Annotated in this window: 19 protein-coding genes; 13 read left to right on the forward strand and 6 right to left on the reverse strand. The window is 65.0% G+C overall.

The annotated features are described in order from the left end of the window. Window positions 1-210: 210 nt before the first annotated feature. The gene (locus tag ACMGG8_RS02370; RefSeq protein ID WP_060837020.1) at window positions 211-468 is read left to right on the forward strand and encodes a hypothetical protein; all 258 of its coding nucleotides are present in this window, start codon (window positions 211-213) and stop codon (window positions 466-468) included. A 9-nt stretch (window positions 469-477) separates the two neighbouring features. Here ACMGG8_RS02370 and betT read toward each other — a convergent pair whose 3' ends face one another. Further along, window positions 478-2,439 carry a choline transporter BetT gene (gene betT, locus ACMGG8_RS02375; protein ID WP_162492852.1) on the reverse strand — a complete coding sequence of 654 codons (1,962 nt, stop codon included), beginning with the start codon at window positions 2,437-2,439 and terminating at the stop codon, window positions 478-480. A 488-nt stretch (window positions 2,440-2,927) separates the two neighbouring features. Beyond that, window positions 2,928-3,854 carry a serine O-acetyltransferase EpsC gene (gene epsC / locus ACMGG8_RS02380; RefSeq protein ID WP_041115170.1) on the reverse strand — a complete coding sequence of 309 codons (927 nt, stop codon included), beginning with the start codon at window positions 3,852-3,854 and terminating at the stop codon, window positions 2,928-2,930. 189 nt (window positions 3,855-4,043) lie between these two features. Here epsC and ACMGG8_RS02385 point away from each other — a divergent pair, with 189 nt between their 5' ends. From ACMGG8_RS02385 to ACMGG8_RS02440, 12 genes are all read left to right on the forward strand, one after another. Then, window positions 4,044-5,039: a D-cysteine desulfhydrase gene (locus tag ACMGG8_RS02385; protein WP_414159099.1), complete on the forward strand. Its 996-nt coding sequence runs from the start codon at window positions 4,044-4,046 to the stop codon at window positions 5,037-5,039. Between the two features lie 635 nt (window positions 5,040-5,674). Next, entirely contained in the window at window positions 5,675-6,472 is a 798-nt protein-coding gene (gene tcyJ, locus ACMGG8_RS02390; RefSeq protein ID WP_414159100.1) for a cystine ABC transporter substrate-binding protein, read from the forward strand. After that, entirely contained in the window at window positions 6,472-7,137 is a 666-nt protein-coding gene (tcyL, locus tag ACMGG8_RS02395; RefSeq protein ID WP_060837016.1) for a cystine ABC transporter permease, read from the forward strand. Before tcyJ ends, tcyL begins: the two co-directional genes overlap by 1 nt. A gap of 4 nt (window positions 7,138-7,141) precedes the next feature. Continuing rightward, window positions 7,142-7,894, forward strand: coding sequence for an L-cystine ABC transporter ATP-binding protein TcyN (gene tcyN / locus ACMGG8_RS02400; protein ID WP_060837015.1), 753 nt, complete (start codon window positions 7,142-7,144; stop codon window positions 7,892-7,894). Window positions 7,895-7,949: 55 nt separating this feature from the next. Further along, a complete protein-coding gene (locus ACMGG8_RS02405) occupies window positions 7,950-8,330 on the forward strand; it encodes a DUF2750 domain-containing protein (RefSeq protein ID WP_414159101.1) in 381 nt (126 codons plus the stop codon). Between the two features lie 373 nt (window positions 8,331-8,703). After that, entirely contained in the window at window positions 8,704-9,945 is a 1,242-nt protein-coding gene (locus ACMGG8_RS02410; protein ID WP_414159102.1) for an SfnB family sulfur acquisition oxidoreductase, read from the forward strand. A 39-nt stretch (window positions 9,946-9,984) separates the two neighbouring features. After that, window positions 9,985-11,184, forward strand: coding sequence for an SfnB family sulfur acquisition oxidoreductase (locus ACMGG8_RS02415; protein ID WP_414159103.1), 1,200 nt, complete (start codon window positions 9,985-9,987; stop codon window positions 11,182-11,184). Continuing rightward, the gene (locus tag ACMGG8_RS02420; RefSeq protein ID WP_414159104.1) at window positions 11,184-12,551 is read left to right on the forward strand and encodes an LLM class flavin-dependent oxidoreductase; all 1,368 of its coding nucleotides are present in this window, start codon (window positions 11,184-11,186) and stop codon (window positions 12,549-12,551) included. The genes ACMGG8_RS02415 and ACMGG8_RS02420 overlap by 1 nt, the downstream gene beginning before the upstream one ends. 209 nt (window positions 12,552-12,760) lie before the next feature. Continuing rightward, complete coding sequence (locus tag ACMGG8_RS02425; protein WP_129406238.1) at window positions 12,761-13,570, forward strand: MetQ/NlpA family ABC transporter substrate-binding protein; 810 nt, start codon at window positions 12,761-12,763, stop codon at window positions 13,568-13,570. Window position 13,571: 1 nt separating this feature from the next. Continuing rightward, window positions 13,572-14,696 carry a methionine ABC transporter ATP-binding protein gene (locus ACMGG8_RS02430; RefSeq protein ID WP_414159105.1) on the forward strand — a complete coding sequence of 375 codons (1,125 nt, stop codon included), beginning with the start codon at window positions 13,572-13,574 and terminating at the stop codon, window positions 14,694-14,696. After that, window positions 14,686-15,330 carry a methionine ABC transporter permease gene (locus tag ACMGG8_RS02435; RefSeq protein ID WP_060842160.1) on the forward strand — a complete coding sequence of 215 codons (645 nt, stop codon included), beginning with the start codon at window positions 14,686-14,688 and terminating at the stop codon, window positions 15,328-15,330. Before ACMGG8_RS02430 ends, ACMGG8_RS02435 begins: the two co-directional genes overlap by 11 nt. 161 nt (window positions 15,331-15,491) lie before the next feature. Continuing rightward, entirely contained in the window at window positions 15,492-16,118 is a 627-nt protein-coding gene (locus tag ACMGG8_RS02440; protein WP_414159106.1) for a class I SAM-dependent methyltransferase, read from the forward strand. 572 nt (window positions 16,119-16,690) lie between these two features. Here the strand turns inward: ACMGG8_RS02440 and ACMGG8_RS02445 are convergent. The 4 genes from ACMGG8_RS02445 to ACMGG8_RS02460 all read right to left on the reverse strand — a co-directional run bounded on the left by ACMGG8_RS02445 (window position 16,691) and on the right by ACMGG8_RS02460 (window position 23,329). Further along, window positions 16,691-17,826 (reverse strand): IS3 family transposase gene (locus tag ACMGG8_RS02445; RefSeq protein WP_414158119.1). Its coding sequence is split into 2 segments (ribosomal slippage): window positions 16,691-17,553 and window positions 17,553-17,826, totalling 1,137 coding nucleotides; the frame shifts between segments, so codons are not numbered across the junction. Between the two features lie 264 nt (window positions 17,827-18,090). Continuing rightward, window positions 18,091-21,171, reverse strand: a complete 3,081-nt coding sequence (locus ACMGG8_RS02450; protein ID WP_060837006.1) for an efflux RND transporter permease subunit — start codon at window positions 21,169-21,171, stop codon at window positions 18,091-18,093. Continuing rightward, window positions 21,168-22,238 carry an efflux RND transporter periplasmic adaptor subunit gene (locus ACMGG8_RS02455; protein WP_060837005.1) on the reverse strand — a complete coding sequence of 357 codons (1,071 nt, stop codon included), beginning with the start codon at window positions 22,236-22,238 and terminating at the stop codon, window positions 21,168-21,170. The genes ACMGG8_RS02450 and ACMGG8_RS02455 overlap by 4 nt, the downstream gene beginning before the upstream one ends. Further along, entirely contained in the window at window positions 22,235-23,329 is a 1,095-nt protein-coding gene (locus ACMGG8_RS02460; RefSeq protein WP_414159107.1) for an efflux RND transporter periplasmic adaptor subunit, read from the reverse strand. The genes ACMGG8_RS02455 and ACMGG8_RS02460 overlap by 4 nt, the downstream gene beginning before the upstream one ends. Window positions 23,330-23,344 lie beyond the last annotated feature (15 nt).

A 23,344-nucleotide genomic window follows, 5' to 3' on the forward strand; every position in this document is an offset into this window, starting at 1 on the left:
GCAGCGATACACACTATACACACTTGGTTAATCAATACGCTGATAGCCCAATGCCTGCTCATGAGCACGGGAGACGGCTGGCCGACCAAGAACCCCGTCTCCTTGCATCAGATGGTCTGGTTTGCCGCCTATGCTCCATGGACAGGTCGACAAACACCCCGTGCCGGCCAGCGCGACATCGTCCGACCGCTCCTGCAGGAGACGCTTTCCATGCACACCACCATCATCATCACCTTCGGCCTGATTCTGCTGGCGCTGCTGCTGTTCATCGGCGAGCGGCTGGGCTTTTCCCGATCGATATTGGGCTTTGGATTTACCGGGTTGTGGCTGGCGTTGACGGTGATCAACGGCGCGGTGGGAATGGTTACCGCCCATCAGCCCCTGAGATCGGAACTGATGGTCGGCAGCCTGGTGTTTGCCGTGCCGGTGCTGGCCCTGGTGCTCTACCTGCTGTTCACCAGGGCCTGAGCGCCTGGCTCAGCGCACCAGATGCAGGAACTGCATGTGGCGTTCGTACTGGTCGAGGATGTCGTTGATGATCTGCTCCTTGCTGTAGCCCATCAGATCGTAATCCTGACTGCCCTCGGCCAGGTGCACCTCGGCCCGGTAGTAGCGGCGGTTGCGCAGCTCTTTGGGGCCCATGCCGCCACGGGCGAAGGACGGGGTGAAGTAGCCGCGCATCTGCACCTGGTAGATGAACGGGTGCTGGTCGCCATGACCGATTTCCAGGCTCACGCTGTCGTTGGCCGGGTCGGGCTGGGTCACCACGTTCAGGCCCTTCTCAGCGAACACCGCGGTCACCTCTTCGATGGCCGGGCGCACCGTCTGGTCGAGGAAGCGATACACCTCATCCCGGGACGGGAAGTGCACCGCCTGGCTCAGGCGCTGGCGCCAGCCACCCTTGCCGCGCCGCGAAGGCGCCACCGGGGCCAGGGAGTGCAGTTGGGCAATGCGCCGCTGCGACTCCAGGTAGAACGCCTTGTGCAGCCCCCACATCATCAACAGCAGAATCAGCGAGAACGGCAGCGAGGTCAGCACCACCGCCGACTTCAGCGAGTCGATGCTGCCAGCGAACAGCAACGCACTGGTGACCAGCGCGGTCATCGCGCCCCAGAACACCCGCAGCCATTTCGGCCCGTCCTCGTCGGCATTGCCGCCCTTGGCCGACAGGGTCGAGAGCACCACGGTGCCGGAGTCCGCCGAGGTGACGAAGAACACGAAGCTGATGAACACCGTGACCGCGATCACGGTCTTGCTCCAGGGGTAGGTTTCCAGCAGCAGGTAGAGGGTCATCGACGGGTTATCGATGGCCGACAGACCCAGGGCGCTCATGCCGTGGTTGAGCACCTGGTCGATGGCGCTGTTACCGAAGATCGACATCCACGCCAGGGTGAAGCCCAGGGGAATCAGCAGCACGCCGAAGACGAATTCGCGAATGGTCCGGCCGCGGGAAATACGTGCGATGAACAGCCCCACGAACGGCGACCAGGCAATCCACCAGGCCCAGTAGAACACCGTCCAGCCGCCCAGCCAGTCGCTGGGCTTGTTGTAGGCGTAGACGTCGAAACTCTTGGTCGGCAACGCGCCCAAATAGTCCCCGAGGTTCTGGATCAGGGTGTTGAGCAGGTGCTGGGTCGGACCGGCGAACAGCACGAACAGCAGCAGCGCCACCGCCAGCAGCATGTTGATGTCGGACATCACCCGCACGCCCTTGTCGACTCCGGACACCGCGACAATGATCGCCGCGCCCATCATCAGGGTGATCAGGCCAACCTGAATCCACTGGGTGTGAGCGATGCCGAACAGGTAGTCGAGGCCGGAGTTCAGGTGCAGCACGCCAAAGCCCATGTCGGCGCCCAGGCCGAACACCGTGGCGATGATGCCGAAGCCGTCCACCGCATAGCCGATGGGGCCGTTGATGCGCTTGCCGATCAGCGGGTACAGCGCCGAACGCAGGGCCAGCGGCAGGTTATGCCGGTAGGCAAAGTAGGCCAGGGCCATGCCGACGAAGGCGAACACCCCCCAGCCGTGCAGGCCCCAGTGCAGGAACAGCAACTGCATGCCCTGGCGCGCCGCCTCGGCGGTGCCGGCCTCGCCCTGGGGCGGTTGCAGCATGTGGGTCAGGGGTTCGGAAACGCAGAAGAAGAACAGGGTGATGCTGATCCCGGCGGCGAACAGCATGCCGGCCCAGGACAGGTAACTGAACTCGGGTTCGTCGTGGTCGGCACCGAGCTTGATCTTGCCGTAGCCGGACAAGGCGGTGACCACCACGAAGACCAGGTACAGGGTCATCGCCAGCATGTAGTACCAGCCGACCGTATTGGCCGCCCAGTTTTGCGCCGCCAGGAGCCAGGCGCCGGCCTGTTCCGGCATGGAAATCACCACCACGCCGAAGATCAGGATAAAGCTCGCGGCGAAGTAGAACACCGGAGGGTTCATGCGAATCAGAGTATTCGCGGAGCTGGATGGCGCACTCATGAACGGTGCACCTCGAAGGGATGAAACACGGCTGAAATGTACGGACTCAGCAAAGGCAAGCCTCCTGTTGTGAGCGGGCAGCGAACCACCGGTTTAACTTGAACGAGCGTTCAAGTTAAACATGGATAGGCGGTCGAGGACTAATCGCAGGGCTCAGCGGTACTGTTCAGTACGCTAGCTCAGGGAAGGGTATGACGGATGGCGAACGGAATCGTTCAGCAGAAAAAACGCTGCCAGCTGTGTGTGGCGGTTGATCGTCAAGCAAGGTCCTGCGGACCTTTTCCCAGCCTCGCAGGCTCGGCAGCGGCTACAAGAGGCCGGTGCGGCGGGAGGCATGGGCGCCTCTGTAGCCGCTGCCGCAGGCTGCGAACGAGCCGCAGGCTCGCCGGCGATCTCACCACCGCCGAGGCCCCTGCGGTGCCTGCGGCAGCGGCTACAGAAGGCCAGTCCTACTTTTGCGAGCCGTCGTCGTGCTGCAGGTTGGCCTGGGTCAGGTTGCAACCGGCCGGCACGCTGCGGGTCAGCCAGACGTTGCCGCCAATGGTCGAACCCTTGCCGATGGTGATGCGCCCGAGAATGGTCGCGCCGGCGTAGATCACCACGTCGTCCTCGACGATCGGGTGGCGCGGGTGGCCCTTCTGCAACTGGCCGTCTTCGTCCGCCGGGAAGCGCTTGGCCCCCAGGGTCACCGCCTGGTAGATGCGCACCCGCTCACCGATGATCGCGGTCTCGCCGATCACCACGCCCGTGCCGTGGTCGATGAAGAAGCTGCGGCCGATCTGCGCCCCGGGGTGAATGTCGATGCCGGTGGCCGAGTGTGCGATTTCCGAGCTGATCCGCGCCAGCAACGGCAGGCCGGCACGGTACAGATGGTGCGCGAGGCGGTGGTGAATCACCGCCAGGATGCCCGGGTAGCACAGCAGCACTTCATCGACGCTGCGGGCCGCCGGGTCACCGTGGTAGGCGGCCAGTACGTCGGTGTCCAGCAACACCCGCAGGCCCGGCAGGGCCAGGGCGAAATCCTGGATCAGGCGAATCGCCCGGGCGTTGACTTCGGCATCCGCCTCGCCGTTCTGCCGGGCCACGTAACGCAGCTCCAGGCGCGCCTGGGCCAGCAACGCATTGAGCGCCGCGTCCAGGGTATGGCCGACGTAAAAGTCCTCACTCTCTTCGCGCAGGTCCACCGGCCCCAGTCGCATGGGGAACAGGGCGCCGCACAGGGCCTCGAGGATCTCCGCCATGGCCGCTCGCGACGGCAGCTCACGCCCGCCCTGCTCGCCGCTGACCCGACCGTTGCGGGTACGCCACTGATCACGGGCATCGCGCAGTTGGCCAACGATGGTCTGCAATTGCCAATGGCTGGAACGCTCGCTCACGATAAGACTCCTTACTCGGGCGGCCGGACAATCGGGCCGCGCAAACGGCGATCACTTTACGCCCCGCCAGGGCGAGGTTTAAGAACTAATTGTTCGGTTTACAGCACTTTTTCGCATAAGCGATTTGCGGTTGCCCGGGCAAATAACGCTGCCTATAGTCCTTGCACCTTCCCTGTTCCGTGCGGCCTCATGATCAAACAACAGCTTGCCCGCTTTCCCCGTCTCGACCTGCTCGGGCACACCACCGCCCTGGAAAAACTCGAACGCCTGTCGGCCTGGATCGGGCGCGATGTCTACGTCAAGCGCGACGACACCACGCCCCTGGCCATGGGCGGCAACAAGCTGCGCAAGCTCGAATACCTGGCCGCCGATGCCCTGGCCCAGGGCGCCGATACCCTGATCACCGCCGGGGCCATCCAGTCCAACCACGTGCGCCAGACCGCGGCCCTGGCCGCCAAGCTGGGGCTGGGTTGCGTGGCCCTGCTGGAAAACCCCATCGGCACCGAAGACCCCAGCTACCTGGGCAACGGCAACCGCCTGCTGCTGGAGCTGTTCGACGCCAAGGTCGAGTTGGTGGAAAACCTCGACCAGGCCGACGAACAATTGCAGGCCCTGGCCGCGCGCCTGCGCAGCAACGGCAAGAAACCCTACCTGGTGCCCATTGGCGGCTCCAACGCCCTGGGCGCCCTGGGTTACGTGCGCGCCGGCCTGGAGCTGGCGCAGCAGATCGAAGACAGCGGCCTGGACTTCGCCGCGGTGGTCCTGGCCTCCGGCAGCGCCGGTACCCACAGTGGCCTGGCCCTGGCCTTGAGCGAAGTGCTGCCACAGTTGCCGGTGATCGGCGTGACCGTCTCGCGCAGCGACGAGGATCAGCGGCCCAAGGTCCAGGGCCTGGCCGAACGCACCGCCGAGCTGCTGGGAGTGAATCTGCCGGCGGCGTTCAACGTGCAGCTGTGGGACGAATACTTCGCCCCCCGTTACGGCGAACCCAATGCCGGCACCCTGGCCGCGGTCAAATTGCTGGCCAGCCAGGAAGGCCTGTTGCTGGACCCGGTGTACACCGGTAAAGCCATGGCAGGCCTGCTGGACGGCGTCGGTCGCCAGCGCTTCGAAGAGGGCCCGATCATCTTCCTGCACACCGGTGGCGCCCCGGCGCTGTTCGCCTACCCCGGCGCCTTCGCGTAGAAGGTGAAATTTTGTGTAGGAGCCGGCTTGCCGGCGAAGAGGTCCGCAAGCCTTGCACCGCCCTTGACGGCGCCTTCCCTGGCAAGCCAGCACCTGCGGGGTAAATGCCGTGAAGTTGTGCGTAGGAGCCGGCTTGCCGGCGAAGAGGCCCGTAAGCCTTGCGCCGCCCTTGACGGCGCCTTCGCTGGCAAGCCAGCACCTGCGGGGTGAATGCCGTGAAGTTGTGCGTAGGAGCCGGCTTGCCGGCGAAGATGCCCGTAAGCCTTGCGCCGCCCTTGACGGCGCCTTCGCTGGCAAGCCAGCACCTGCGGGGTGAATGCCGTGACGTTGTGCGTAGGAGCCGGCTTGCCGGCGGAGAGGCCCGCAAGCCTTGCGCCGCCCTCGACGGCGCCTTCGCTGGCAAGCCAGCTCCTACGAGGAAGGGGATTGCTCGTGGACAACCAAACTAAAAAGAATAACAAAGTGAATTTATATTATTTTTAAACCTATAAAAGTCGCCTTATAGTCGCGCCGCAGGCCGATTTGCCAAAAGACGCATACGCTGCATTAAGGCAGGATAAGGCGTCACTCTCGGCTCACCGATTGGCCTGCATCTCCCACCCGCATCGTGCATAAGAAAATCACAGGGGCTTGTCATGAATCTTTCCGTACTGCGTCGCAATCTGCTGATTGGCACACTGGGCCTGGCCCTCGGTGCCGGACTGATGGGGCAAGCGGTTGCCGGCGAGCAACTGCAGAAGATCAAGGATGCAGGCGTGATCAACGTCGGCCTGGAAGGCACCTACCCACCGTTCAGCTTCGTCGATGAAAACGGCAAGCTGGCCGGCTTCGAAGTGGAATTCTCCGAAGCCCTGGCGAACAAGCTCGGGGTCAAGGTCAAGCTGCAGCCGACCAAGTGGGACGGCATTCTCGCGGCCCTGGAATCCAAGCGCCTGGACGCGGTGATCAACCAGGTGACCATCTCCGAGGAGCGCAAGAAAAAGTACGACTTCTCCACCCCCTACACCGTCTCCGGGATCCAGGCCCTGACCCAGAAAAAGGATCAAGGCAAGTTCAAGACGGCCGCCGACCTGGGTGGCCACAAGGTCGGCGTGGGCCTGGGCACCAACTACGAGCAATGGCTCAAGGACAACGTCCCCAACGCCATCATCAAGACCTATGACGATGATCCGACCAAGTACCAGGACCTGCGCGTAGGCCGTATCGACGCCATTCTGGTGGACCGCCTGGCGGCCTTCGAGCTGATCAAGAAAACCAAGGACACCCTGGTGGTTTCCGGCGAACCCTTCTCCCGCCAGGAAGCCGGTGTGGCCCTGCGCAAGGGCGAACCCGAACTGCTGGCCGCGGTGAACAAGGCGATCGAGGAACTGCGGGCCGACGGCACGCTGAAAAAGCTCTCGGAAAAATACTTCAACGCTGACGTCACCCAATAATGGAAGCAGGTCTGCAACTGGCGCTGGATTCAGCGCCATTTCTCCTCAAGGGCGCGTATTACACGGTCATCCTCAGCCTCGGCGGCATGTTCTTCGGGCTGCTGCTGGGCTTCGGCCTGGCCTTGATGCGCCTGTCGCGCCTGACCCTGGTGAGCTGGATTGCCCGGGTCTACGTGTCGTTCTTTCGCGGTACACCGCTGCTGGTGCAGCTGTTCGTGATCTATTACGGCCTGCCGCAACTGGGGCTGGAACTGGATCCGTTGCCCGCCGCGCTGATCGGCTTCTCCCTGAACATGGCGGCCTACGCCTGTGAAATCCTCAGGGCCGCCATCGGCTCGATCGAACGCGGTCAATGGGAGGCCGCCGCCAGCATCGGCATGACCCGGGCCCAGACCCTGCGCCGGGCGATCCTGCCGCAAGCCATGCGCACGGCCCTGCCGCCGCTGGGCAACAGCTTCATTTCCCTGGTCAAGGACACCGCCCTGGCTGCCACCATCCAGGTGCCGGAACTGTTCCGCCAGGCGCAGCTGATCACCGCCCGTACCTTCGAAATCTTCACCATGTATCTTGCCGCCGCGCTGATCTACTGGGTTCTGGCCAGCGTGCTCGCGCACCTGCAGAACCGCCTGGAGCAGCGGGTCAATCGGCACGACCAGGAGTCCTGAAGCCATGATCGTGGTGGAAAAACTGACCAAGCAGTTCAAGGGCCAGACGGTGCTCGATGGCATCGACCTGCAGGTCAAGGAAGGCGAAGTGATTGCCATCATCGGCCCCAGTGGCTCGGGCAAGACCACCTTCCTGCGCTGCCTGAACTTTCTTGAAGAACCGACCAGCGGACGCATCCGCATCGGCGACATCGCCATCGACAGCAACATCCCCCTGAACCAGCAACAAAGCCGGATCCGCCAGTTGCGCCAGCAAGTGGGTTTCGTGTTCCAGAACTTCAACCTGTTCCCCCACCGCACCGCCCTGGAGAACGTCATCGAAGGCCCGCTGGTGGTGAAGAAGACCCCACGGGAACAGGCCGTTGCCCTGGGTCGTGCGCTGCTGGCCAAGGTCGGCCTGGCGGGCAAGGAAGACAGCTACCCGAGGCGCCTGTCCGGTGGCCAGCAGCAACGGGTGGCGATCGCCCGGGCCCTGGCCATGGAACCGCGAGTGATCCTGTTCGACGAGCCGACTTCGGCCCTGGACCCGGAACTGGTGGGCGAAGTCCTGGCCACCATCCGCAGCCTGGCCGAAGAGAAACGCACCATGATCATCGTCACCCACGAAATGGGCTTCGCCCGGGACGTGGCCAACCGGGTGATCTTCTTCGACAAGGGGGTGATCGTCGAACAGGGCGAAGCCAAGGCGCTGTTCGCCAACCCCCAGCACGAGCGCACCCGCCAGTTCCTCAGCAAGTTTCTCCACCCCGGCACATGAAGCTTGAAACTCCCCTAGCCGGCTGCCCGCTCCCCTTCCAGACCATGGAGGCCTGATGCTGGCGCCGCAGAAAATCCATAACCTGCTCCGGCTCTCGCCCCAGGCGCGGTGTGACTACCTGATTCGCAAGGTGGCGGATTTCCAGGTCATCTGGGGGCTGTTCGCTGACGGCTGGGCCACCGCCGGCTCCGCCCAGGCCAGCGCCATCGCCTTCTGGCCAGAGGCGGAGTTCGCCGCCTGGTGCGCCCACGGCCCATGGCACGGCTTTGAACCCAAGCCCATTGAGCTGGGCCATTTCCTCTCCCACTGGCTGCCTGGCATGCAGCGCGACGCCAGGCTCTGCCTGGTGTTTGCGGATGCGGACGGACAAGGCCTGTTGCTGCCCCCCGAGTCACTGCTGCAATCGCTCACCCACGAGCTGGATCAGTACCAGTAACGCCTGCGGCGGCGCCTGAACGCTCAGCGCCGATCGCCTCACTTCGCGTGCTTGCATCCCCCTGCCCGTGTTCTTTTGCACCGACGAAAAATGCTCGCCGGCGTCTGCCGCACACCGCGCCAGCCCGCAGCCACTGGGCCGCAACCGGCCATCCTGCCGTATACGTAAAGCCCTTCTATTCATATTCCTAAAAGTTAGTTTATTTAATTTTTATACGCGCTTAGGGTATATGCACCGGACCACCGGACATTCTTGATTCTGATTTCGCCGCATGACGCGGCCTATCCAAAAGATGTGAGGTAGGTATGGTCCGGAACACAATCACCCCAGTGCAGATCGCCAGGGCATTGCGTGCAGCCAAGGAGTGGCGCTGATGTCCAGTCTGATCGAAGCCCAGGTCCAGAGTGACCTGGATATTGCTCCCCTTTTGCTGCCCGCTCGGGTACTGCGCAACGACGCCGAAGCCCTGCAAGCCGCCCATGAACTGGCCGACGCGGCCCGCCAGCAGGCCGCTCAACGCGACCGCCAGCGCAAGCTGCCCTGGGCGCAGATCGAACAATTCACCCGCAGCGGCCTGGGCAGCATTGCCGTGCCCCGCGCCTACGGCGGGCCACAGGTGTCCTTCGTCACCCTGGCCGAGGTCTTCGCGATCATTTCCGCGGCCGACCCGGCCCTGGGGCAGATCCCGCAGAACCAGTTCGGCATCCTCGGCCTGATCCTCGGTTGCGGCACCGAGCGGCAGAAGAAACAGCTGCTGCAGAGCGTCCTGGAAGGCTGGCGCATCGGCAATGCCGGCCCGGAGCGCGGCACCAAGAACACCCTGGAACTCAAGGCGCGGATCACCAGGGATGGCGACGGCCATGTGATCAATGGCCAGAAGTTCTACTCCACTGGCGCCCTGTTCGCCCACTGGGTAGCGGTCAAGGCACTCAACGAGGAAGGCCGCCAGGTGCTGGCCTTCGTCCGCCGTGGCACCCCAGGCTTGCGCATCGTCGACGACTGGTCGGGCTTCGGCCAGCGCACCACCGCCAGCGGCACCATCCTGCTCAACGATGTGCGGGTCGAGTCCGAGCTGGTGCTGGACAACTGGCGGATCAACGAGTCGCCGAATATCCAGGGCGCGGTGTCGCAACTGATCCAGGCCGCCATCGATGCCGGCATCGCCCGGGAAGCCGTGGCCGACGCTATCCGCTTCGTGCGTGAACGGGCCCGCCCGTGGATCGACGCCAACGTCGAGCGCGCCAGCGACGACCTGTATGTGATCGCCGACATCGGCAAGCTGCAGATCGAACTCCACGCCGCCGAGGCCCTGCTGCGCAAGGCCGGGCAAGTGCTGGACCAGGTCAGCGCGGCGCCGATCACCGCCGAGTCCGCCGCCCGCGCCTCCATCGCCGTGGCCGAAGCCAAGGTACTGACCACCGAGATCTCGCTGCTGGCCAGCGAAAAGCTTTTCGAGCTGGCCGGCAGCCGCGCCACCCTCGCCGAATTCAACCTCGACCGCCACTGGCGCAATGCCCGGGTGCACACCCTGCACGACCCAGTGCGCTGGAAGTACCACGCCGTCGGCGCCTACCACCTGAACGGCACGCTGCCGGCCCGGCATTCCTGGATTTAACCGCCCAGAACGCTTTTGACCAGATCTCTGGAGAAACACATGTCTCTTGCTCAACACGTCGCGGTCATCACCAGCGACGAACAAGCCCTGATTGTCGCCAGCGACCTGGCGGAAGACTTCAAGCGCGACAGCGCCCTGCGCGACCGTGAACGGCGCCTGCCCCATCCCGAGCTGGAAGCCTTCAGCCGCTCCGGCCTGTGGGGCATCAGCGTGCCCAAGGAATACGGCGGCGCCGGGGTGTCCAACGTCACCCTGGCCAAGGTCATCGCCCTGATCGCCGAGGCCGACGCCTCCCTGGGGCAGATCCCGCAGAACCATTTCTACGCCCTGGAAGTGCTGCGGGTGAACGGCAGCGAGCCGCAGAAAAAACGGCTGTACGCCGAGGTCCTGGCCGGCCGCCGCTTCGGCAACGCCCTGGCCGAGCTGGGCACCAAGACCGCCCATGACCGCACCACCCGCCTGAGCCGCGACAGCAGCGGCCAGGGCTACCGCATCGACGGGCGCAAGTTCTACGCCACCGGCGCCATCTACGCCCAGCGCATCCCCACCTCGGTGGTGGATGAGCACGGCGTGCAGCAACTGGCCTTCGTCCCCGCCGACGCCCAGGGCCTGAGCGTGATCGACGACTGGAGCGGCTTCGGCCAGCGCACCACCGGCAGCGGCTCGGTGCTGTTTGAAAACGTTGCGGTGGACGAGGCCGACGTGGTGCCGTTCCAGAGCGCCTTCGAACGCCCGACCCCGGTCGGTCCCCTGGCGCAGATCCTCCACGCCGCCATCGACACCGGCATCGCCCGCGCCGCCTACGAAGACGCCCTGCGCTTCGTGCGCACCAAGACCCGGCCGTGGATCGACTCCGGCACCGACAAGGCCACCGACGACCCGCTGACCCTCAAGAGCTTCGGCCAGCTGAGCATCCGCCTGCACGCCACCGAAGCCCTGCTGGAGCGCGCCGGGGAGTTCCTCGACCGGGCCCAGGCCGAGACCAACGCCGACACCGTGGCCGCCGCCTCCATCGCCGTGGCCGAGGTCCGCGCCCTGAGCACAGAAATCTCCCTGGCCGCCGGCAGCACCCTGTTCGAACTGGCGGGCAGCCAGGCGACCCTGGCCGAGCACGGCCTGGACCGCCACTGGCGCAACGCCCGGGTGCACACCCTGCACGACCCGGTGCGCTGGAAGTACCACGCGGTGGGCAACTACTACCTCAACCAGCAGAACCCGCCACTGCGGGGGACCATCTGATGGCCGCTGCCGAAACCGCCAAGAAGAAGATCCTGCTCAACGCCTTCAACATGAACTGCGTCGGGCACATCAACCACGGCCTGTGGACCCACCCGCGGGACAACTCGACCCAGTACAAGACCCTCGAGTACTGGACCGAACTGGCCCAGCTGCTGGAGCGCGGGCTGTTCGACGGGCTGTTCATCGCTGACATCGTCGGGGTCTACGACGTCTACCAGAACTCGGTGGACGTGACCCTCAAGGAGTCGATCCAGTTGCCGGTCAACGACCCGCTGCTGCTGGTTTCGGCCATGGCGGCAGTGACCAAGAACCTGGGCTTCGGCCTCACCGCCAACCTCACCTACGAGGCGCCCTACCTGTTCGCCCGGCGCCTTTCCACCCTCGACCACCTGAGCCGTGGCCGGGTCGGCTGGAACATCGTCACCGGCTACCTGGACAGCGCCGCCCAGGCCATGGGCCTGAAGCAGCAGATCGAGCACGACCGTCGCTACGACCAGGCCGATGAGTACCTGGAGGTGCTGTACAAGCTCTGGGAAGGCAGCTGGGAAGACGACGCGGTGCTTGATGACCGCGAGCAGCGCGTCTATGCCCAGCCGGACAAGGTGCACAAGGTCGAGCATCAGGGCGAGTTCTACCAGGTCAGCGGCTATCACCTGTGCGAGCCCTCGCCACAGCGCACCCCGGTGCTGTTCCAGGCCGGCAGCTCGGACCGCGGCCTGCTGTTCGCCGGGCGCCACGCCGAGTGCGTGTTCATCAGCGGGCAGAACAAGGCGGCGACCAGGGCACAGGTGGACAAGGTTCGCGCCAGCGCCGTGGCCGCCGGGCGCAATCCCGAGGACATCAAGGTGTTCATGGGCCTCAACGTGATCGTTGGCCAGACCGAGGAACTGGCCTGGCAGAAGCACGCCGAGTACCGCCGCTACGCCAGCGCCGAGGCCGGGGTGGCGCATTTTTCCGCGTCCACCGCGATCGACTTTTCCCAATACGAGATCGACGAACCTATCCAGTACGTGAAGAGCAACGCCATCCAGTCGGCCACCAAGCACCTGCAGAACAACGACTGGACCCGGCGCAAACTGCTGGAGCAGCACGCCCTGGGCGGCCGCTACTTCACCGTGGTCGGCTCGCCGCAGCAGGTGGCCGACGAGCTGGAATCCTGGATCGGCGAAACCGGCCTGGACGGCTTCAACCTGACCCGCATCGTCACCCCGGAAAGCTACGTCGACTTCATCGACCTGGTGATCCCCGAACTGCAACGACGCGGCTCCTACAAGACCGCCTACGACGAGGGCACCCTGCGGGAAAAACTGTTCCACGAAGGCCGCAAACTACCCGAACGACACACCGGCGCGGCCTACCGCCGCTGACCACCCTGTGGCGAGGGAGCCTGCTCTCGCTGGCTTGCGCAGCAAGCCCAAACCCGGACGGCGCGGTATGCCTGCAACACCGCGCCGCCTGGATCTGGGGCCGCTTTGCGGCCCAACGGGAGCAAGCGCCCTCACCACACAAAACGGTCTTCGCCCCACCAAACGCAACTGTCCAACCTCCTGACTCGGATTGACTGGAAGTAACCACCATGAAAACCAAGCCCCTGCGCCACCCGGTCAAAGCCCTGGCCCTCGCCCTCGGCCTGTTCAGCAGCGCCGTGTTCGCCGCCGACGCACCACTCAAGGTCGGCACCACCGCCGCCTTCGCCATTCCCCTGGAGGCCGCCGTGGAAGAGGCCGGCAAGCAGGGCCTGAAGGTGCAGCTGGTGGAGTTCACCGACTGGATCGCGCCCAACGTCAGCCTGGCTGCCGGCGACATCGACGTGAACTACTTCCAGCACATCCCCTTCCTGGAAAACGCCAAGGCCGCCGCCGGTTTCGATCTGGTGCCCTTCGCCCCGGGCATCATCAACAACGTCGGCCTGTACTCGAAGAAATACACAAGCTTCGCCGAGCTGCCCGAAGGCGCCAGCGTGGCCATCGCCAACGACCCGATCAACAGCGGACGCGGCCTGCAACTGCTGGCCAAGGCCGGGCTGATCACCCTCAAGCCGGGCGTGGGCTACAAGGCCACCGAAGACGACATCGTCAGCAACCCGAAGAAGATCAAGATCCTCCAGGTCGAAGCCGTGCAACTGGTGCGCGCCTATGACGACGCCGACCTGGTCCAGGGCTACCCGGCCTACATCCGTCTGGCCAAGACCTTCGACGCCGGCTCGGCGCTGCTGTTCGACGGCCTGGACCACAAGGAATACGTGATCCAGTTCGTGATCCAGCCCAAGAGCAAGAACGACCCGCGGCTGATCAAGTTCGTCGATATCTACCAGCACTCGCCTGCCGTTCGCGCCGCCCTGGATAAAGCCCACGGCAAGCTCTACCAAGCCGGCTGGGAAGGTTGAGATGAGTGCCGCGACGCTGCAGCGCAAGCTGCCGGAACCTGCGCCAAAGAGCGCCGAGCAGACCGAGCTGCACCCCGAGCTGAACCGCGCCCAGGTGCGCTTCATCGGCCTGGGCAAGACCTACCAGGGCCAGCAGGGTCCGGTGCAGGCCCTGCACGGCATCGACCTTTCGATCCAGCGCGGCGAGGTGTTCGGCATCATCGGCCGCAGCGGCGCCGGCAAATCGTCGCTGATCCGCACCATCAACCGCCTGGAGCAACCCAGCAGCGGCCGGGTGCTGATCGATCAGGTGGACATCGGCGACTTCGACGAAGACCGCCTGGTGGCCCTGCGCCGACGCATCGGCATGATCTTCCAGCACTTCAACCTGATGTCGGCCAAGACCGTGTGGCACAACGTCGAGCTGCCGCTGAAGGTGGCCGGGGTGCCCAAGGCCGAGCGCCAGCGCAAGGTCCGCGAACTGCTGGAACTGGTGGGCCTCAAGGACAAGCACCAGGCCTACCCGGCGCAACTGTCCGGCGGCCAGAAGCAGCGGGTGGGCATCGCCCGGGCCCTGGTCCACGACCCCGAGATCCTGCTGTGCGACGAAGCCACCTCGGCCCTGGACCCGGAAACCACCCAGTCGATCCTCGCCCTGCTCAAAGAGATCAACCAGCGCCTGGGCCTGACCATCATCCTCATCACCCACGAGATGGCGGTGATCCGCGAGATCTGCGACCGGGTGGTGGTGCTGGAGCACGGGCGCATCGTCGAACAGGGGCCGGTCTGGGAAGTCTTCGGCCACCCGCAACACGAGGTCAGCAAGACCCTGCTGGCGCCCCTGCAGCACGGCCTGCCGCCCGAGCTGCAAAGCCGCCTGCGCAGTCATGCGCAATCGTCCGAGGCCGCCGTGGTGCTGAGCCTGCGCTTTACCGGCAGCCAGACAGAGGAGCCGGACCTGGCGGCGCTGTTCGGCGCCCTGGGCGGCCGCGTGCGCCTGCTGCAAGGTGGCGTCGAACGCATCCAGGGCCACGCCCTGGGGCACCTGCTGCTGGCCGTCCAGGGCTCGTCCCTGGGGGCGGCGGAACTGCGTCAACGTGCCGGGCAATGGGCACAGCAAGTGGAGGTACTGGGCTATGTGGTTTGATCGCTTGTTGCAGGGCGTCCTCGACACCCTGCTGATGGTCGGCGTGTCCTCGCTGATCGCCCTGCTGGCGGGGATTCCCCTGGCGGTGATCCTGGTCACCAGCGGCAAGGGCGGGATCTACGAGGCGCCGCACCTGAACCGGGCCCTGGGGGCTTTCGTGAACCTGTTCCGCTCGATCCCGTTCCTGATCCTGATGGTGGCGCTGATCCCCTTTACCCGGCTGATCGTCGGCACCACCTACGGTGTGTGGGCGGCGGTGGTGCCGCTGACCATCGCCGCCACGCCGTTCTTTGCGCGCATCGCCGAAGTGAGCCTGCGGGAAGTCGATCACGGCCTGATCGAAGCGGCCCAGGCCATGGGCTGCCGACGCTGGCACATTGTCTGGCACGTGCTGCTGCCGGAAGCGCTGCCGGGCATCGTCGGCGGCTTCACCATCACCCTGGTGACCATGATCAACTCCTCGGCCATGGCCGGGGCGATTGGCGCGGGCGGGCTGGGGGACATTGCCTACCGCTACGGTTACCAGCGTTTCGACAGCCAGATCATGCTCACGGTGATCGTGCTGCTGGTGATCCTGGTGGCGGCGATCCAACTGGGCGGCGACCGACTGGCGCGGGTGCTGAACAAGCGCTAGTGGCACCCCGTGTAGCCGCCGCAGGCTGCGACAAGGTCCGCAGGACCTTGCGAGGCCCTCAAGAGCGGCGTCTCCTGCGGAGCCGTTCGCAGCCTGCGGCAGCGGCTACAGGGTGCATGGGGTATATTCGGGCCATTCCTCTTCACGCCATGCAGCCCGCCATGAAACTTGCTCCAGACGACCTAGACACCATCACCGCCACTACCCTCGGCCACTACCAGCAGGTGGCCGAAGACTTTCGTGAAGGCACCCGCGACCACGACGTCAGCCAGAACATCGACGCGCTGCTGCGGCATATCCAGGGCCCGGCGCCCTTCACCGTGCTGGATTTTGGCTGCGGTCCGGGGCGCGATCTGCAGACCTTCACCCGCCTGGGCCATGTCGCCATCGGCCTCGACGGTTGCGAGCGCTTCGCCCAGATGGCCCGGGACGACAGCGGCTGCGAGGTCTGGCAGCAGGACTTTCTCAAGCTTGACCTGCCCGCGGAGCGCTTCGACGGCATCTTCGCCAACGCGGTGCTGTTTCACATTCCCCGCCAGGAACTGCCGCGGGTGCTCAAGCAACTGCATGCCAGCCTCAAGGACGGTGGCGTGCTGTTCAGCTCCAACCCGCGCGGCGACAACCAGGAAGGCTGGAACGGCCCGCGCTATGGCGCCTACCACGACCTCGCGGCCTGGCAGGCGCTGCTGACCGAGGCAGGCTTTGTCGAGCTGGAGCATTACTACCGCCCCGCCGGCCTGCCCCGGGAACAGCAACCCTGGCTGGCCAGCGTCTGGCGCAAGGCCTGAGCCCTCCCGCCCCACTCCCCCCGTAGGCGCCGGCTTGCCGGCCAAAGCGCTTGCAGATCAAGCGCCCGCCTCCCGGGCCCCTTCGCTGGCAAGCCAGCTCCTACATGGCCGTGGGCTGCCTACGTCATTCGCACTACCGCCAACCTCGTAGGAGCCGGCTTGCCGGCGAAGGCGGTTCCGGATCAGCCACCCGCCTCCCGGGCCTCTTCGCTGGCAAGCCAGCTCCTACATGGCCGTGGGCTGCCGACGCCATTCGCACTACCGCCAACCTCGCAGGAGCCGGCTTGCCGGCGAAGGCGGTTCCGGATCAGGCGCCCGCCTCCCGGACCTCTTCGCTGGCAAGCCAGCTCCTACATGGCCGTGGGCTGCCGACGTCATTCGCACTACCGCCAACCTCGTAGGAGCCGGCTTGCCGGCGAAGGCGGTTCCGGATCAGCCGCCCGCCTCCCGGGCCTCTTCGCTGGCAAGCCAGCTCCTACATGGCCGTGGGCTGCCGACGCCATTCGCACTACCGCCAACCTCGTAGGAGCCGGCTTGAACTGGTCAAGTAATCCTGGACACCGATTAAGGTTCTACGCCGCCAGTTTCTCCATCGCCACCGGCGACCAATAGTCGTTATAACTGTGAGGCCTGATGGTGTTGTAGCGCATGACGTAGCGCTGTACATCCGTTCGGGCCTCATGCTCCGAGTTGTAGCCTGTTTCAGGTACCCACTCCGACTTCAAACTGCCAAAGAAACGTTCCATCGGAGCGTTGTCCCAGCATTCACCTTTACGACTCATACTTTGCCGGTGCCCATGTTCCAGCAGCTCATTCCTGAACTTATGGCTGGTGTACTGGCAACCTTGATCGGAGTGAAACAACACATCTTTGGGACGCCCCCGTAGCTCGACGGCCATCCGCAAGGCTTCACAGGTCAGCGAGGCATCAGAGATCATCGAAAACGACCAGCCCACGATCCTGCGGGCGAACAAGTCCAGAACTGCGGCAAAATACAGCCAGCGCTTGCCGACCTTGATGTACGTGACGTCGCCGCACCACACCTGATTCATCGCCGTAACCTCAAACTGACGCTTGAGCACGTGGGGCGCCACCAGCGCTTCCACGCCGGAGGACTTGTACTTGTGGCGTCGACGCTGACGACTGGCGATACCGGCTTCTCGCATCAGGCTGCGAGCCATGTACCGTCCGACACTATGCCCATTGGCTTGCAGCACCTTGGCCAGGGTGCGCGAGCCGGCAGATGCCCTGGAAGCCTTATGGTGCTTGACCAGCAAGGCTTTGAGTTTCTCTCGTTCGGGCCGAGCTCGGCCTTGGCGCTCGCGCCATGCGTAAAAGCTGCTGCGGCTAATTCCCAGCACGCGGCAGCACTTGTTCACGCCGTATTGCTCACCCAGCTCATCGATCAGCGAGAGTGATCTTTGGCGTCCAACAGCAGGAGAGCACTGGCCTTTTTTAGGATTTCGATATCCCGATCTTTTTGCCTGAGCAAGGCTTTGAGTTTTTGGATTTCTCGCTGATCGGCGGTAATCGCTTTGGCCCCGACCGGAGTTGATCCCTGGCGCTCTTGACGAACTTGTTCAACCCAGCGACGCAGCGCCGTAGGACCAACACTCAAACTGGCGCAAACCTCGGGAACCGATAGTCCCTCGTCCAACACCATGCTGGCTGCCTTGAGCTTGAATTCACCCGAATAAGAATTACGCATATCCAAACACCTCAGATTTGGGCGCCATCATAGCGCCCGATTGGGGTGTCCAAAATTATTAGGCCAGTTCAGCTTGCCGGCGAAGGCGGTTCCGGATCAGCCGCCCGCCTCCCGGGCCTCTTCGCTGGCAAGCCAGCTCCTACATGGCCGTGGGCTGCCGACGCCATTCGCACTACCGCCAACCTCGTAGGAGCCGGCTTGCCGGCGAAGGCGGTTCCGGATCAGGCGCCCGCCTCCCGGGCCTCTTCGCTGGCAAGCCAGCCCCTACATGGCTGTGGGGCGGGGGGTGTCTTGGCTCGGCTCCTTGATCTTGTACCAGGCCACGTACAGCGCCGGGAGGAACAGCAGGGTCAGCAAGGTGGCGACGATGATGCCGCCGATCATGGCGTAGGCCATCGGCCCCCAGAACACTTCCCGGGCAATCGGGATCATCCCCAGGCTGGCCGCCGCCGCGGTCAGCAGGATCGGCCGGCGCCGGTGGTGGGTGGCTTCCAGCACCGCATCCCAAGGGTGATAGCCCTCGCGCTCGTAATCATCGATCTGGGTCACCAGGATCACCGAGTTGCGGATGATGATGCCGATCAGCGCGAGGATCCCAAGGATCGCCACAAAGCCCATGGGCGTGCCGGTGGGCACCAGGGCCAGGACCACGCCGATCAGTCCCAGGGGCGCCACGCTGGCCACCAGGAACAGCTTCTGCACGCTGTGCAGCTGGATCATCAGGAAGGTCGCCATGAGGAACAGCATCAGCGGCACCACCTTGGCGATCGGGCCCTGGGCCTTGCCGCTTTCCTCCACGGTGCCGCCGGTGGCCACCGAGTAGCCCGCCGGCAGGCTGGCGGCGAAGCGGTCGATCGTCGGTTTCAGCTGCTTGACCAGGTCGGTGGGCTGGATCGCGTCGCGCACCGCGGCCTTGATGGTGATGGTCGGCTTGCGATCGCGACGCCATACCAGCGGCTGCTCCAGCTCGTAGCCCACGGTGGCGAAAGCCAGCAACGGAATCGACGTGCCGCTGGGGGTGACGATCTGCAGGTTCTGCAGGGTTTCCGGGGAGCCGCGTTCATTGTCGTCGGCGCGGCCGACCACGTTGATCAGGTAGATGTCGTCATGTACCTGGGTCACGGTGGAGCCGCTGACGATGCTGTTCATCAGCCGCGCCACATCCTCCGAGGACAGCCCAAGCTGGCGCGCCTTGTCCTGGGCGATGTCGATGCGCAGCACTTTGCCGGGCTCGTTCCAGTCGTAGATGATCTCGCCGATGTGCGGGTTCTGGTCCAGTTCGGTGGCCAGGTCGATGGCGTGCTTGCGCACCTGATCGATGTCCTTGCCGCTGACCCGGTACTGGATCGGCCGCCCCACCGGTGGGCCCATTTCCAGGGCCTGCACGTAACTGCCGATGCCGACGAAGTCTTCGCGCAGGCGCTTGCGCAAACGCTCGGTCAGGGCCGTGCGCTGCTCCAGGCCCTTGCTGACGATCACCAGCTGGGCGTAGTAGGGGTTCTGCAGTTGCTGGTCCAGGGGCAGGTAGAAACGGATCGCGCCTTCACCGATGTAGGTGCTCCAGCGCTCGATGTCCGGGTCGTCCTTGAGGGTCGCTTCCAGGCGGTCCACGGCCAGGCGGGTCTCGTTGATCGAGGCGTTCTGCGGCAGGTTGAGGTCCACCAGGATTTCCGGCCGGTCGGAAGACGGGAAGAACTGGTTCTGCACGAAGCGCATGCCGAACACCGAGGCGGCGAACAACAGCACGGTGATGCCGATCGCCCACCAGCGGTTGCGCATGGCCCACAGCAGGCCGCCATTGAAGGCCCGGCCGACGCGGCCCGGCTCCTCGGAGTGGGGTTTGACGTTGCTGCTGAGGATATGCAGGCCGATCACCGGGGCGAACAGCACCGCGACGATCCACGACACCAGCATGGCCACGGCGATCACCGCGAACAGGGTGAAGGTGTACTCACCAGCGGAGCTGGCGTTGAGGCCGATGGGCACGAAACCGGCCACGGTGACCAGGGTCCCGGTGAGCATCGGGAAGGCGGTGGAGGTGTAGGCGAAGGTCGCCGCCTGCTCCTTGCTCTCGCCTTTTTCCAGGCGCGTGACCATCATTTCCACGGTGATCATGGCGTCGTCCACCAACAGCCCCAGGGCGATGATCAAGGCCCCCAGGGAGATCCGCTGCATGGTGATGCCGCTGTATTCCATGAACACGAAGACCATGGCCAGCACCAGCGGGATCGAGCAGGCCACCACCAGCCCGGCGCGCACCCCGAGGCTGATGAAGCTCACCACCAGGACGATGATCACCGCCTCGAACAGGGCACTGGTGAAGCCGCCCACCGCCTCCTGCACCACCTCGGCCTGGTCGGACACCTTGTGCACGCCGATGCCGATCGGCAGGTCGGCGGTCAGCTCATCCATGCGCGCATGCAGGGCCTTGCCGAAGTCCTGGATGTTGCCGCCCTTCTTCATGGCAATCGCCAGGCCGATGGCCGGCTGGCCGTTGAAGCGGAACAGCGGCGTGGAAGGATCGACGTAGCCGCGGCTGATGTCGGCGATGTCGGCCAGGCGATAGAAGCGGTCATTGAGCCGCAGGTTGACCGTGGCCAGGTCCTTCTCCGAGGCGAACTGCCCGGAAGTGCGCACCGAGATCCGCTCCGGCCCGGCCTCGATCACCCCGGCCGGGGTCACCGCGTTCTGCGCTTGCAGGCTTTGCAGGACCTGGCGCTGGTCGATGCCCAGGGCCGCCAGCTTGCGCGTGGAAAAGTTCAGGTAGATGACTTCGTCCTGCTCGCCGACCATCTCCACCTTGCCCAGGTTCGGCACTTCGCGGATCTCGGCGCGTACCTGCTCCACGTAGTCACGCAGCTGGCGCATGCTCAGGCCGTCGGCGGTAAAGGCATAGATCGAGCCGAACACATCGCCGAATTCATCGTTGAAGCCCGGGCCCTGCAAGCCCTGGGGAAAGTCGCCGCGAATGTCGTTGATCTTCTTGCGCACCTGGTACCAGATCTCGGGAATGTCCTTGGCACTGGTGGTGTCGCGCAGGTAGACGAACACCGTCGACTCGCCGGGGCGGGTGTAGCTTTTCACATAGTCCAGCGAATCCAGTTCTTCGAGTTTTTTCTCGATGCGGTCGGTGACCTGCTTCAGGGTTTCTTCCTGGGTCGCGCCGGGCCAGCGGGTCTGGATGACCATGGTCTTGATGGTGAAGGACGGGTCTTCCTCGCGCCCCAGGTTCAGGTAGGAAAACACCCCCATCAGCAACGCGACGAACATCAGGTACCAGACGAAGGACTGATGCCTGATCGCCCATTCGGAGAGGTTGAAGCTTCCTTTGCTGGCAGGGGTCATTGCGCGCGATCCTCGTCGATTTTGACTTTCTGCCCCGGCTTGAGGCTGTTGACCCCGGCACTGACCACCCGCTCGCCGGGCTTGACGCCCTGGCCGATCAGCGCCGAATCGCTGTCGCGGCTGAGCACCCTGACCTCACGCGGGGCGACGGTCTGGCTCTGCGGATCGATGACCCAGATCCGGGTCTGGCCCGCCACCTCTTGCAGGGCGCTCAGGGGCAGCTCGGTACGCGGTTCGATGGCCGAGCTCAGGGTCACGCTGATGGCGGTGCCCAGGCGGAAGGCCTCGGGGGTGTCCTTGAGGGTCAGGCGCGCGCGACGGGTGCGGGTCGCGCTCTGGGCCTGGGGCTCGATCTCGCGCACCGTGGCGGTGGTGCTGAGGCTCGGATCCAGTTGCGCCGCGACCTTGAATTCCACGTCCGCCGGCAGCTGGTCCACCAGGGTCGCCGGCAGGTCGATCACCGCTTCCTTGATCTCCGGCCGGGCCAGGGTCACCACCTGCTGGCCGGCCGTCACCACCTGCCCGGCCTCGGCGTTCCAGGCCGTGACCACGCCGCCGTGATCGCTGCGCAGCTGGCTGTAGTTGAGCTGATCCTGGGCCTGGCGCAGCGCGGCCTTGGCCTGATCCAGGGCGGCGCCGGTGGTCTTCAGGTCGGTCTGGGCGATATCCAGTTGCGCCTGGGCGCCGACGCCGCGATCGAACAGTTCCTGCTGGCGTCGGGCATTGGCCTGGGCGTTGATCCACTGCGCCTCGACCTTGGCCAGGTCGCCCTGGGCGGCCCGCAGCTGGTTCTGCTGATCGGTGGGATCGAGGGTCGCCAGCAGGTCACCGGGGCCGACTTCGGCGCCGACATCGACAGCACGGTTGGCGATGCGCCCCGGCACCCGGAAGCCCAGGTTGGTTTCATAACGGGCCTGGATGTTGCCGGCAAAGCGCCCCAGGCTTTCCTCGGACTGCGACACCACCCGGATCGACAGCACCGGACGCACCGGCTCCGGCGCCGGTTCTTCCCTGGAGCAGCCCGGCAGCAGGGCGGCGGCGCACAACAGTGGCAGCAGGCGCTTCATGGTTGCGCTCCCTGATCATTGTGGCTGGCGGCAATCTCCACCTTCATCCCCGGATGCAACAACTGCCCGCCCGCCACCACCACTTTTTCGCCGCCCTTGAGGCCATCACTGATGATCACCTTGCCGGTCAGGTAACGCCCGACCTTGACGCTGTGCAGCACGGTCTTGCCGTCTTCGCCCACCAGCCACACCGCCGGTTCGCTGAGGTTCTTGGTCAACGCCGACCAGGGCAGCACCACGCTGGCCTTGCCGTTGGCCCGGGCCGTGGCACTGACCACCGACCCCAGGTCCATGCCCGCCGGCAATGCGTCGAGCACCACCTTGACCTGCACCGTGCCGCTCTGGGCCGAAACCACCGGGGTCACTTCGCGGACCTTGCCGGTGGTGGTGACCTTGGGGTTGTCCAGCAGGCTGATGTGGATGGTTTCCTGGCCCGGCGGCTCCATCAACAGCGACTCGTAGACGTTGAACACCGCGTCGCGCTCGCCGTCCCGGGCCAGGCTGAAGATCGGCATGGTGGCCTGCACCACCTGGCCGACCTCGGCCTGGCGCGCGGTGATCACCCCCGGGGCCTCGGCCACCAGTTCGGTGTAGCCCAACTGTTCGCGGGCATTGGCCAATTGCGCCTGGGCCGCGCTCAAGGCGCTCTGGCTGCTGCGCAGGGCGGCCTGGGCCGAGTCGTATTCACTCTGGCTGGTGTAGCCCTTGGGCAAGAGTTTCTGCTGGCGGACAAAGGCCGCACCGGCCTGCTTGACCCGGGCCTGCTCGGCGAACACCGAGGCGGCGGCGGAGTCGACCTGGGTCTGCAGGTCCTTGGGGTCGAGCCGGGCCAGCACCTGCCGGGCAGACACCCGGTCGCCGACATCCACCAGGCGCTGGATGATCTTGCCGCCCACACGGAACGACAACTCGGTCTGCACCCGGGCCTGAATATCGCCGGTGAGGGTCACCGAAGGCGCAAAATCGCTGCTCTGCACCGACTGGATCCGCACCCGCGGGTGCTCCTTCTCGGTCGGTTTTTCCGCCCCGCAGCCACCGAGCAGAGCCAGCAGCCCCAGCCCCACCATCCACTTCGAATTGAGACCGGTCATGCAGACTCCTTGTGC

Origin of the sequence: Pseudomonas sp. BNK-45 (assembly GCF_047456255.1) — a bacterium.
Classification (GTDB): Bacteria; Pseudomonadota; Gammaproteobacteria; order Pseudomonadales; family Pseudomonadaceae; genus Aquipseudomonas.